General features: G+C 29.9%; 11 protein-coding genes and 1 tRNA gene. 1 reads left to right on the top strand and 11 read right to left on the bottom strand.

Annotated features, from left to right (window positions below):
• Window positions 1-104 precede the first annotated feature (104 nt).
• Window positions 105-195 (bottom strand) — tRNA-Ser (locus tag ACQH24_RS06840).
• A gap of 70 nt (window positions 196-265) precedes the next feature.
• The gene (locus tag ACQH24_RS06845; RefSeq protein WP_425379829.1) at window positions 266-1,849 is read right to left on the bottom strand and encodes a TrkH family potassium uptake protein; all 1,584 of its coding nucleotides are present in this window, start codon (window positions 1,847-1,849) and stop codon (window positions 266-268) included.
• 105 nt (window positions 1,850-1,954) lie between these two features.
• Between ACQH24_RS06845 and ACQH24_RS06850 the strand changes: the two genes are divergently transcribed.
• Window positions 1,955-2,656 carry a potassium channel family protein gene (locus ACQH24_RS06850; RefSeq protein WP_425379830.1) on the top strand — a complete coding sequence of 234 codons (702 nt, stop codon included), beginning with the start codon at window positions 1,955-1,957 and terminating at the stop codon, window positions 2,654-2,656.
• A gap of 11 nt (window positions 2,657-2,667) precedes the next feature.
• Here ACQH24_RS06850 and gatB read toward each other — a convergent pair whose 3' ends face one another.
• From gatB to ptsP, 9 genes are all read right to left on the bottom strand, one after another.
• Window positions 2,668-4,110 (bottom strand): Asp-tRNA(Asn)/Glu-tRNA(Gln) amidotransferase subunit GatB, encoded by a 1,443-nt coding sequence (gatB, locus tag ACQH24_RS06855; protein WP_425379831.1) that lies wholly within the window; start codon window positions 4,108-4,110, stop codon window positions 2,668-2,670.
• Window positions 4,103-5,575, bottom strand: coding sequence for an amidase family protein (locus tag ACQH24_RS06860; protein ID WP_425379832.1), 1,473 nt, complete (start codon window positions 5,573-5,575; stop codon window positions 4,103-4,105). The genes gatB and ACQH24_RS06860 overlap by 8 nt, the downstream gene beginning before the upstream one ends.
• A 1-nt stretch (window position 5,576) precedes the next feature.
• Complete coding sequence (gene gatC, locus ACQH24_RS06865; protein WP_425379833.1) at window positions 5,577-5,870, bottom strand: Asp-tRNA(Asn)/Glu-tRNA(Gln) amidotransferase subunit GatC; 294 nt, start codon at window positions 5,868-5,870, stop codon at window positions 5,577-5,579.
• A gap of 1 nt (window position 5,871) precedes the next feature.
• Entirely contained in the window at window positions 5,872-7,875 is a 2,004-nt protein-coding gene (ligA, locus tag ACQH24_RS06870) for an NAD-dependent DNA ligase LigA (RefSeq protein WP_425379834.1), read from the bottom strand.
• A 10-nt stretch (window positions 7,876-7,885) separates the two neighbouring features.
• Complete coding sequence (locus ACQH24_RS06875; protein ID WP_425379835.1) at window positions 7,886-9,511, bottom strand: hypothetical protein; 1,626 nt, start codon at window positions 9,509-9,511, stop codon at window positions 7,886-7,888.
• Window positions 9,512-9,621: 110 nt separating this feature from the next.
• On the bottom strand, window positions 9,622-10,104 hold the full coding sequence (locus ACQH24_RS06880) for a PTS sugar transporter subunit IIA (protein WP_425380708.1): 483 nt from the start codon (window positions 10,102-10,104) through the stop codon (window positions 9,622-9,624).
• Window positions 10,105-10,184: 80 nt separating this feature from the next.
• Complete coding sequence (locus ACQH24_RS06885; protein ID WP_425379836.1) at window positions 10,185-10,472, bottom strand: hypothetical protein; 288 nt, start codon at window positions 10,470-10,472, stop codon at window positions 10,185-10,187.
• Window positions 10,473-10,650: 178 nt separating this feature from the next.
• Window positions 10,651-11,610 (bottom strand): transposase, encoded by a 960-nt coding sequence (locus ACQH24_RS06890; protein ID WP_425379371.1) that lies wholly within the window; start codon window positions 11,608-11,610, stop codon window positions 10,651-10,653.
• 49 nt (window positions 11,611-11,659) lie between these two features.
• Window positions 11,660-13,411, bottom strand: coding sequence for a phosphoenolpyruvate--protein phosphotransferase (gene ptsP, locus ACQH24_RS06895; RefSeq protein ID WP_425379837.1), 1,752 nt, complete (start codon window positions 13,409-13,411; stop codon window positions 11,660-11,662).
• Between the last annotated feature and the right edge of the window lie 61 nt (window positions 13,412-13,472).

The raw sequence follows: 13,472 nt of genomic DNA on the forward strand, positions 1-13,472 counted from the left end.
ATCGCGAAATAAATATTAATACCGACATTATACCAACAATTTAAAAAGAGTTATAGACATTATAACTCTTTTTTGTTTCTTTTTTCATTAAAATCAATAAATAATGGCGGAACAGGAGAGACTTGAACTCTCGCGCCGGTTACCCGACCTAGCACCTTAGCAGGGTGCCCTCTTCACCAACTTGAGTACTGTTCCAAATTGATACCTTATATATTATACAAAAGATATCATTTTAAACAAGTAAAAATAGTTATTTTATAAAAAACTATCCAATTAAAATATTTTCTTCAACATAACTATATTCTTTTGCTCCACTTCCCCGAATTGAAACTAATAATGTTGACGAAACTCCTAATTGCCCAATAAACATTAGAAGAATTAATATTAACGTACTTAAAATCCCTAAATTATATAATTCATGAAAACTTAATGTACTTAAACCTGTTGTTCCAAAAGCACTACAAATTGTAAAAAAAGAATTTAAAACATTAATGTTTGGATTTTCAGCACTAATACAAATCACCGCCCCAGCAATTAATGCTCCTGAAATTGTAGTTACAACTAGTGCTCGTTTAACGGTTTCATTTGGAATTTTCCGTTTAAAAACATTAACACTATTATTGTTCCGAATTATTGATCAAATCGTGATAATAATTACCGCGAAAGTTGTTGTTCGAATCCCCCCAGCAGTTGATGATGGCGCGGATCCAATGAACATCATAATTGACATTACAATTCGTGATCCAGGCAAGAATGTACTCATATCAACTGTTGAATATCCGGCATTTCTGGTCGACATTGTATTAAAAAAGATATTCATAAATCCATTCCACTTTGTTGTTGAATTTCGTAAAATACTTTCAATGTACACCCCATTAGGATTAACTGCATTAAGGTTCGTATATTCAATTAATCAAACGCTAAAGACACTTACAACAGATAATCCAACATAAGTAATTAAATTAATTTTTGTAAATAAACTAAATTTAGCATGTTCTTTTCGCCGTCATGCGATAAATTTACGTTTTAAATCATAAAAAGTTGGAAAACCTAAGCCCCCAATCACAAATTGAAACATAAAAACAAATTGCATAAAATAGTTATCATTATAAGGCACTAATGATGAATTTCCAATAATATCAAATCCAGCATTATTAGTCGAAGAAATTGAGTGAAAAATTCCACTTCATAAGCTTCTTCAAAAATTATGGTAGGTAACATTATCAATCATATATTTTCCTTCAATTGAGGAAGGTGAAAAATAAAAGTTACAAAATAGTAACATTGCCCCAAAACACTCTAAAATAACTAAAAATATAAAGCTATTTTTAATTAAATCCATCGTATGACCAAAATTACTACTTCCCCGTTCTCCTTGTACTAACATTTTATCTCTAATTGAGATTCTTCATCCTAGTCAAACAAAAATCATAATTTTAAAAGTCACAATTCCAAATCCACCAATTTGAATTAACATCAAAATTATTAATTGCCCCCAAAAACTATAATCCGCTGCAGGATTACTAATCGTAATTCCCGTATCGGAAAAAGCACTTGAGGCAGTAAATAATCCCACTAGATAATTTCACGAAAAATTATAAGTGCCTAAAATTTCTCCCTTACCATCATGCACTACACGATTAACATTATTAACAAAACTGGGAATTGATAATAACAATCCTCCTAAAAAAACAACTAAAATATAAACTAAAAATAATTTACCTGCTATTTTTGAAAAAGGTAATCAATGACGACGACGAGTTAATGGTGCTCCTGGGTCATTATTTCGTTGTCGTTTACTATCATTTTTTCTTTTAAAAATGTTTTTAAAATATAACTGATAAAACACCCTTTACACCCCTATTTCATTAATATTATTATACTACAAGTGTTAATTATTGCTAATAATAAAAAAAATAGTATAATTAGATTTGCAATAAGGGGGAAACATTAAATGGCACGAAGAAAAAGTTTTGCAATTATTGGACTAAATAACTTCGGACGTTCAATCATTGAAACATTAATTGTTCGAAAACAACATATTATGGTTTTCGATGTTGATCAAACTAAAGTTAATAATATGATTGCAAGTTATGACCAAGTTGATGGTGTCGCATTAGATTCAACGGTTAAAGCAAACTTAATTGAGCAAGGATTAGACCAATACGACACAATAATTGTTACAATGGCAAGTAATATTGAAGCAAGCGTTTTGACAATTATTGGTTTACAAGATATTGGAATTACTAATATTATTGCAAAATCAAAAGATATTCGTCATACACGAATCTTAAAGGCACTAGGAATTACTAATATTGTTCAGCCAGATACAATGGCAGGAAGTATTACGGCAACTAAAGCAATGTTTGACATTGAAATTGAAATGCAAACTGTTGATGAAAACTACGCATCATTAATTATTCAAGTAACTGATCCAACTATTGAAGGGCAATCATTATCTGAATTACGTTTCATTAATAATAAAGATTATAATATTGTTTATGTTAAACGCAAAGGACGTGTTATTTTGCCTGGCGATGTTGATACAATTAAATTAGGTGATGAATTATTATTTATTGCCAAAATCAATGCAATCAACGATTTAACAATTAAATTACGCGAAATTATGCGCGAAGATGAAAAAGAGGGTAAATAACCATCTTTTTTTTATTTTGATTGTTTTTCGATAATTAAGTCAAGAATTACTTGTTGGCCAATTTCCGGTGCAACTTGCCCCTTCGTTAATTTCATTAATTCTCCCATAAAGAATTTGATAACTCGTTCTGGTCGATCGCCATATTGTTCTAACATTCCTAAATTATTATTAAAAACAGGCTCAATAATTGTTTTAATTTCAATTGGATCACTAATTTGTTTTAATCCTAAATCATTTACAATTTTTATTGGTGAATAATCTTCTATTAAAATTCGTTGTAAGATTGTTTTTGCCTGTTTATTAGAAATTACATTTTTATTAATAAGTTCAATCATTGTTACTAAATTTTGAGGTGTCAACGCTGTTGCTGTTAATGCTAAGTTTTTTTGATTTAAATAAGCGGAAACATCTCCAATTAAATAATTAGCAACAGTTTCATAATGCGAAGTTAACTTAATTGCTGCTTCAAAAAAAGTCATTAAATCATAATCTTGTAAAATAATATCAATATCGGTAATTTTTAAATTTAACTCCGTTAAATAACGGTGTCGTTTTGCAGCTGGTAATTCAGGCATTGTCGCAAGAATATCTTTGATTCAAGTTGATGATAATTTAATTGGGAAAATATTTGGCTCTGAAAAATATTTATAATCCGTGGCATCTGTTTTTTTACGCATTAAAACAGTTGTTTTAGTTTTTTCATCAAAACGCCGAGTTTCTTGGGCAACGGTTTGTCCCATTAATAAAATTTCAGTTTGTCGCTTAATTTCATACTCAATTGCTTTTTCAACATTAGCAATGGAATTTAAATTTTTTAATTCCACCTTATTCCCAAAAGTTGTAATACCGACCGGGCGTAATGAAATATTAACATCACAACGAAGAGAACCTTCATTCATTTTTGCATCACTAACTTGTGTATAAATTAAAATTTCTCGTAAAGCTTCTAAATACTTACGTACTTGAAAACCTGAACGTAAAGCTGGGTGTGTTACAATTTCAATCAAACCAATTCCAGCCCGATTATAATCTAATAAAGTTCCCTCGTCTTCATGCAATTGTTTTGCTGTGTCTTCTTCAAGATGCAAACGCTCAATGGGAATTTCGATTACTTTTCCATTTTCATCCGTAATTTTTAAATGACCATTACGTCCAATTGGAAAGTATTGCTGGGTAATTTGAAATCCTTTTGCTAAATCAGGATAATAATAATTCTTTCGATCAAATTGAACAATAGGATCAATCTGTAAATTAAGTGCTTCACAAGCAAGTAATGCTAATTCCACTGCTTTTTTATTAACTGTTGGCATTGTCCCAGGATAACCAACATCAACAACATTAACCATACTATTTGGTTTAGCACCGTAACTAACTGGTCCCGGCGAAAAGATCTTTGTTTTTGTTTTTAATTCGACATGATTTTCAATTCCAATCACTACTTCAAAATTAACCATTATTTTTTCCTCCTTCGGGAGCAACTGTATTTTTAATTCCAATCATTTTTTCAATTAATAAACTTGCATTAAAAACCTTTTGGTCCGCAAAAGGAGCCGCATTGACATTAATTCCAATTGGCATTTTATCAACAAAAGCAAGTGGCAATGTCAAAGAAGGATTACCCATCAAATTAGCTAAAACTAACAAATCATCAACATAGTTTTCTAACTCCGCTTCCGTTAGAATTTGATCTTTAATGGAATTAATTTTTGGAGCAATACTTGATGCTGCTGGTAATAATAAAATATCATATTCCTGAAAAACAGTTCTTAAAGCAGCCACAATTAATCGACGAACTCGTTTTGCTTTTAAAAATAATAATGTTTGGTTTTCTTTTGATACGGCATATGAACCAATGACATAACGACGTTTAACAACATGTCCAAATCCTTCTGTCCGCGAATTTATCATTACTTTCTCATAACTATCACCATCAACCCTTGTCCCGAAATTAATACCATCCAACATTGAATGACTACTTACGGCCTCAGCAAATGAAATCACCATATAAACCGGTAATAATGCTTTTAACAAATCAACTGGAAAATCAATTCCGGTAACGGTAAACCCCTGGTTTGCTAATTGTCTATATAACTTATCAAAATGCGTTTTTATTTCCGGTGGTAATAATAAATGGGCATTTTTTAAATAAGCAAATTTTTGTTTTGAAGTTGCTGGCGTTAAATTTTTAAAATATTCTTGTTCCTTACTTTTTAGAGAAGTAGCATCTTGATGATCTTCTTGCCCTAAATAATCCAAAACAATGGCACTATCTTCAACACTTCGTGTGAAATAACCAACCGTATCTAATGATGGCGCATACGGGAAAACACCATACCGTGAAATTAAGCCATAAGTAGGTTTAAATCCTACAATTCCGCAATAACCAGCTGGTTTTCGAACAGAATCACCTGTATCAGTTCCTAAGGCAAAAGGTACCACCCCCGCCGCAACCAATGCTGCTGAACCGGATGATGAACCACCAGTAATGCAAGTTAAATCCCATGGATTTAAAACATCACCAGTCAGAGCATATAATCCATGGCCACCCATTCCAAGTTCATCTAAAGCACTTTTACCTAAAAGAATACTATTATTTTCTTTTAAAATATTAGTTACTGTAGACTCATAACTTGGAACAAAATTTTCTAAAATTTTTGAACTTGCTGTTGTTTTAATTCCTTTTGTTGCAAAATTATCTTTTGCAAAATATGGAATAGCAAATAAATAATTATCGGATGGAACTGGCATTTGATCTAATTTTAACGCTAAAGCTTTTGCCTCTGCGACTAATTCAGTTACTGTTGCATTTAGAACTTGATGTTTGGCCAAATTAGCAACAGCATCTGCAACAATTTGCGATGGCGTAATTTTTTTAGTTATTAAAAGATGATGCAGCTCTTTGATTGAATATGCTGTCATATTATTTAACCACCTTATTAATTGCAATATAATCATTTGTTATTTTAGGTGCTGCTGCCAAAATTTCACTTTGGGAAGCAACAACAATTTCATCATCTTCTCGTAAATAATCGACCGTTAATTCAAATGGAAAGTGCATTGAACGAACATCAGTAGTATCAATTTTTTGAACTAAATCCATTTGTTGTAAAATAACATCAAACTCTTTACTTAATTTTTCCAATTCTTCATCTTTTAAATCTAACATAATATTGTTTGCTAATAAGCGTAAGTCTTCTGTGGTAATTCTTGCCATATTATTTCTCCTCCGTTATTAAATTATTAAATTCTTTCTCATTAATAATTTTAACATTTAATTTTTGTGCTTTTACTAATTTACTACCAGCATCACTACCCGCTAATAAATAAGTTGTTTTCGCACTAACACTATCCGAAACTTGCCCCCCATAATTTTCAATTAAATCTTTAAAGTACTCTCGGGGTTTTGATAAAACACCGGTAATAACAAAACGATAATTTTCAAACTTTTGTGATAATGTTTGGTTGGTAACAAGATATTTCATATTAACATCTCTTTCTTGAAGTAAGGCAATTTCTTGTTGATTAGCAACAATGGCAAAATAATCGACAACACTAGCTGCCACAATTGGACCAACATCATTAATAACTGATAATTGTTCTACACTCATTGCGGCTAATTCTGTCATGGTTTTAAATTGTCGTGCTAATAATTTTGCTGTTTTTTGCCCCACATGTCTAATTCCTAATCCAAATAATAATCGTTCTAACGAATTTTGTTTTGAATTATTAATTGAAACTATCATATTTTCAAAAGATTTGTCACCAAAATTTTCTAATTGAATAATTTCAGCATGATATTGATCTAATTTATACAAATCACTAAAACTTTTTAAATATCCTAATTTATATAAGCGCTCTATAATTTTTTCACTAACACCTTCAATATTCATCGCATTTCGCGAACAATAATGTTCTAATCCCCGGGTAATTTTTTTGGGACAAACCGAGTTAATACAATATTGATCAACTTCACCAGTTACTCGCTCCAGCAAAGTACGGCATTCGGGGCAATGCGTTGCTTCTTGTCATTTTTTTGTTCCTTTTCGACGTCGTTCAGCAACATAGTTGATAACTTCTGGAATAATATCCCCTGCTTTTTTAATTTGAACATCATCACCAATTCTAATATCACGTGCAATAATAAAATCAGCATTATGCAAAGTTGCTGCCCGAACAACCGTTCCAGCAATGCGAACTGGTTCTAAAACAGCATTATAAGTAATTCGCCCTGTTCGACCAACAGATGGAAAAATATCAAGCAATTTTGTTATTACAACTTCGGCAGGAAATTTATATGCAATTGCTCATTTCGGATTTTTTGCAGTATACCCAATTCGGTTATATAAATTTAAATTATTTACTTTAACTACAATACCATCAATTTCATATCCCAATTTATGGCGTTTTGGCTCATATTCTTGAATATATTCTCAAACAGCAGCAACATTACGACAATAACGATATTCAGGATTTGTCTTAAATTTTAAATGTTCTAACTGTTTTAGGGCCTCATATTGCGTTTGCATTCCATCTTCTAAGGCATTGACATAATAATATAAAAACGCATTTAAATTCCGTTTTGCTACAATTGCTGAATCTAATTGGCGTAATGTTCCCGCGGCTGCATTCCGAGGATTAGCAAACGTTGCTTCCCCAAGTTTAATTCGTTCATCATTAATTTTATTAAATTCTTCTTGCGATAAATAAACTTCACCACGAACAACTAAATCTTTTTGCTCAATTCGCAGAGGAATCGATTTAATTTTTTTAATATTAACCGTGACATCCTCACCTGTGGTACCATCTCCACGGGTTGCACCTACTACTAACAAATTATTTTCATAAACTAGTGAAATTGATAAGCCATCAATTTTTAGTTCACATGTATATTCAACTTCTGATAAACCCGTTGCTTCTTTAATTTGCTCATCAAAATGAATTAAATCATCATAATTAAAAGCATTTCCTAAACTCAACATTGGCGTATTATGAACATATTTATTAAATTTTTCACTAACTTGGCCAGAAACCCGTTGGGTTGGGGAATCAATTGTAATTAATTCACTATATTGTTGTTCAATTGCTATTAATTCTTGCATTACCCGATCATATTTTTGATCACTAACACTTGGCGCATCATTAACATAATATTCGTAATTTCATTTATCCAATTGTTCTTTTAATTCTAAACTTCGTTGTTTTGCGGCTTCAAAATTCATAATTTACTCCTTATTTTACTACTTTTAGTTTTTGTGGCTTCTGTGGTAAGACCGGGGGCTTTTTAAGATACCACTTTTTAAATGGTTTAATTCGTAAAGCATAAACACTAATATTCAAGGCAACTAATAATGCGACAATAAAAACTGTTGCATTATTCAATAATGCTTGTTCATTGAAAATTAAAATTAGGAAACGCCCTACTAACGGATTAAAGAAAGTTACTGTTAAAAGTGACAACATATTAATTGGTGTTTTTGCAACAAAATTTGGAATTTGTTCAAAGAACAATAATCAAATTAAAGCTAACCCCAATAATACAAAGGAAATGATTAAAAAAACAATATTTGTTCATGGCTGAAACCGCATCAGTTCTAATTGAATATATAATGCGGAGGCAATATTCTCTAAGGTCCAAAAATTTAAATTATTTTCCCCGGTTGCTAACACTACGACAACAGAAATCAAAATAAAAATAACAGGAATAACAAACAATAGCTTTTTCCGCCCAAAGTACATCATCATTTCAATATCATGTACCCGTGAATAATTTCGATATAATAAGGATGACAAAATAACCATTAATAAAAATAAACCTAAGAAAATAAAAATTAGTAAAATATTTTTAATTTGGGCATTATAAACAATAAAACATAATGTTGGGAATAAAGTAAACTTAACCATATCTTTTAAGAAATTGGTTTGATATTTTAACATTGTAATGCATGTTGAAACATAAATAATGAAGAGCATAATATAGGAGGCATCTCATTCAAAGGTGATATAACTTGAAAAAATAATCCCCATAATTCACGGCATATTACGACTACGATATTCTTCATTAGTATAAATTGTCATTAAAATAAATGTTACAAAAAAAAGATTTGTTAACATATTTTGTGGATGTCATGAGTCATAACCAAAATAATAAATTAATAATTTTGATGCTGATAAAACTGTCAATGACAATAACCCAATTAAAAACCGATTGCTTTTTTTATTAGCAAAATTACTTAATAATGTTACAAAAATTGAAGCAAATAGCATTGCGTCTAAAATATTTAATAAATTTCAAATGATTTCACTAGGATTAATACCCGTCATAATAAATCACATTGAAACATTTGTAAACCACGAGAGCGAAGCTAACGCTTGCGCATTCCCAACAATTACATCCGGATTTAATTGAAAAAGAATCTTATTATCACCGGAACTATACTCATAAAAACTTAAAATATAAGTATTAGTAATATTTAATCCTGATGGCGAAATAAAATAATTTTTAAAATAATACAGAACCATAAAAACTCCAAATGTCACAAGGAAAATAGCATGGTTCCAATCTCATAAATTAATGTTAAACCAATAACGAATAAACAATAATAAAAATAATGAATATAAAATGTTAATTGATAATAAAGAATAAACTAAAATTATATATCGTAAATCAATGATAAATTCTAAGGGAATTAGTAAAAAAGAAACAATAGTAAAATAAAAGAAAAATCCCATAATCATCCCAAAATAGATATTTTTAATTCGAATTTTTAAGACTTCTGCTAAAATTGCTCCTGTGGAAGAAAAAACTCAATAATAATACAAGAAAAAGGCAATTGCAATTAAAAATATTTTTGTCATGTTATCTTCTCCCTTTCTTAACAATTATAGCAAAAACCACCCAAATATTAGTAATCTATCAAAAATAAAAGTGATTTTAGAATTAAAAATCACTTATTTTTTAGCTTTTTCTATTTAATAATGGCAATAACTTCCCCCTGTTTTACTTTTCCAGTTTTAACAATAGTTATTGTTTTGCCGCTCATTGTTTCTGGGGTAAAAACAATTGGCGTATCTAAACTTGGAACTTTTTCAGCTTTTAAAACAGCTAAATCAACTTCACATAACAAATCACCTTGTTTTATATTATCATCTTGTTTTACTTTAATATTAAACCCTTTACCATTTAAGGAAACAGTATCCATTCCAATGTGTAATAACATTTCAATCCCATGAATACTTTTAATTCCATAAGCATGTCCTGTTGGAAAAACAGTAACTAATTTTCCAGCAATTGGGGCGACAAAATTTCCGGCTGTTGGTTTAATTGCGATCCCATCACCTAGCATTTTTTGTGAAAATACTTCATCTTCAACTTGATCTAATGCAATAATTTCACCATCAACTGGGGCAATAATTTCAAGTTCTTTTGTTTTTTTACTAAATAATCCCATCATTTTTCTCCTTTTTACCTAGACAAACGTTGTTATCTATAATTAGTATACTATAAATTAATTAAATTTACTTCCTATTTTTAAAACAACGGAAAGCCAACAAGCTGATTAACTAAAATTAAAATTATTCCAATTAAACAAAAAAAACAACATAAAAAAAGAATTAAATATCTATTTTTCTGAAAAGCAGCCCGTACTGTCAATTTTTGTTTTGACACAAAAGCATTATCATTTGAACTATGACGTTTTTTTCGTCATTGTCATCATAATCAACCCCCACTCGCTAGGGATAACAAACTAAAAAGAACAACCAGAACAATTAAAACTGATGTTGGAATATTACTTGCTTGAGCATTTAAATAAAACATTAAGAACCACCCATTTAATAAAAAATAACACTATTAGTATTATTTTATCAAAAATTTAAACATTTAAAGCATTTTTTGTCTTTAATTTTGTCGAAAACTCTTGATGAAATAAAAAAATCATCAATATGACAATTTGAAAAATAATTTTGTTTAAGATCATGATTTTGCTTTAAATTTTTTAAACGTTAAAATATAATACCGTTGATTGTTGTTTTGGTGTTAAACCTTTATGTTGGTATTTTCATTTTCATAGATTTAAATAATTTTGAATATTAGTGAAACCCAAACCATGATAATGAATTAAGGCTTCTTTAAGACTCGATTGTAATTTACTAATCTTATTTAACTTTCGATAACTAGTATCAGGGTTTGTACTAGTTTTGGTAGAATATAGAGTAGAATTTGTTTGTTTTGCTACTAATAAATATAATGGTTGCATGTCAGAAATAATTATTGATTTTTCTTTAATTAATTGCTTATTCATATTTTCAATAATTCATTGTTTTTGTAATCGTTTGGTATTGGTGGATTGAACAAAAATATTATTATTGCTATCAACTACCATTTGAATACAGCATTTGGTATTAGTTGAAAATGGATCAAGATGAGTTTTTCGTTTATCAAATTTATCTTTAAAATTACCTTTATGGATTTCTTTAATAAAAGTTTCATCAATTTGGATTTGACCATTTAATTTTTTAAATTTTAATTGAGTATTTTCTAATTGTTTTGATTGCATTAATTTTTGACGATTATATCAAGCAGTTTTTGGTGTTGTTTTAATAAAACGGGAAATTATTTTACTAGATTGTCCTAATAATGAAATTTGAATTAATAAATTTCACTGTTCATAATTTAAATGACTTCAATAAGTAAAATGATGACGAAAAGCATCAAAACTAGCACGACATTTTTTACATAAATATTTTTGTTTTCCTTCGGGATTATGACCATTTTTAACACAATGATAAGATTTACAATCAGGACATATAATGCCTTTATCTCTAAATTTTTGATCAATTTCATTTAAACGTTTTTGTTTTTTGATTACTTCTGCTTCTTTTTTTATTTTTTCAGCAAATTCTAAAAATTGATCATCTGTAAAACTGTTTTTTAATTCTGTAATTATTTTTTCCATCAATTATTTACCTCTATATATTAAAAATATACCTAAAATTAGATATATTCTATAAATATCAAGAGTTTTCGACAAAATTAAAGTTTTTTGTTGTTTTTTCAACTAAAGTTAAAACTTCATCTGCAGTTTGACAAGTTAATGCTTTTGTTACTAATTGTTCCATCATTGAAACTTCTAATTTACTAATAATGCGCCGTGCATTTAAAATACTTGTTGCCGACATTGAAAAATAATCTAATTTCATTCCCATTAAAAGCGGAATTGCTTGTTCTTCTCCTGCCATTTCCCCACACATTCCAACTCATTTTCCTTCTTTATGCGCTCCATCAATAATTGTTTTAATTAAACGTAAAATTGAAGGATTATATGGTTGATATAAGTATGCAACAAATTGACTCATACGATCAGCTGCCATTGTGTACTGAATTAAATCATTAGTTCCAATTGAAAAGAAATCCGCATGCTTAGCAAATTGATCAGCTAACATTGCTGCCGATGGAATTTCCATCATCATTCCAATTTGAATATTTTCGGCAACTGGCTGTCCCGCTTTAATTAAGTTTGCTTTTTCTTCTAATGCAATTTCCTTTGCTGCTTTAAATTCATCAATTGTAGCAATCATTGGAAACATAATACCCAGTTTTCCATGTACACTTGCTCGTAATAAAGCACGTAATTGTGTCCGAAATACATCAGTTTTATCTAAGCATAATCGAATTGCCCGATATCCTAAAAACGGATTCATTTCTTCGGGGAATTTAAAATATGATAATTTTTTATCCCCACCAATATCCAAAGTACGAATAATAACTGGCCGTTTTTGCATTCCTTCCAAAACAGCTTTGTAAGCTTCATACTGCTCATCTTCAGTTGGAAAATGATCATTATCCATATATAAAAATTCACTTCTGAAAAGACCAATCCCTTCACCACCATTGTCTAAAACACCATGAATATCTTTTGGCGCGCCAATATTACCTTCTAAAACAAATTTTTGATAGCCATCTTTTGAAACTGTTGGTTTATCTTTAAAAGCTAATAATTCTCGTTGCAATTGGAAAAAATTTTCTCGCTCTGCTGTTCAAGTTTTAACTTCATCTGCCGTTGGTTGTAAAATAACTGCTCCCGTTGCTCCATTAATCATAATTGCTTCATTATGTTTTGCCTGTTTTGTAACATCTTTTAGCCCTAACACGGCTGGAATTTCTAAACTACGCGCCATAATAGCAGCATGACTAGTTCTTCCACCCATATCACAACTAAAACCTTTCGCAAATTTAGGATCTAACTGTGCTGTTTGTGAAGGCGTTAAATCTTCCGCCACAATAATAACTTCTTCATTAATTGTTGCTAAGTCTAACACTGGGATATTTAAAATATACTTAATTAAACGGTCAGTTACATCTTTAATATCTGCTGCTCGCTCCTTAAAGTATGGATCATCCATTTCCGCAAACATTGTAATAAATCTTTGTGCCACAGTATGAATTGCATACGCCGCATTGTGATTGTCCTTATTAATCATTTTCTTTGCTTCATCAATCATTGCTGGATCATGCAAAATCTGACTATGTGCTTCAAAAATTGCTGCTTTTTCTGCCCCTAATTTTTCTAATGCAATTTTTTGCAATTTTACAATATCAGTATTAGCTTTCCCCATTGCTGTTTCTAATATTTTAATTTCACTAGTTGGATTAGAAATAGTATTATTTGAAATCTCATATTTTGGTTCTTCTAATTTAAAAACTTTTGCAATTGCAATTCCATTACTAGCTCCTATGCCATGTAGTTTTTTTGACATAATAAAAATTCCTCACTTCTCTTTCTACTAAAACTTATTTTTATTATATACTGAAAATTGG

The sequence above is a fragment of the Spiroplasma endosymbiont of Stenodema calcarata genome, from assembly GCF_964031205.1.
GTDB lineage: Bacteria > Bacillota_I > Bacilli_A > Mycoplasmatales > Mycoplasmataceae > Spiroplasma.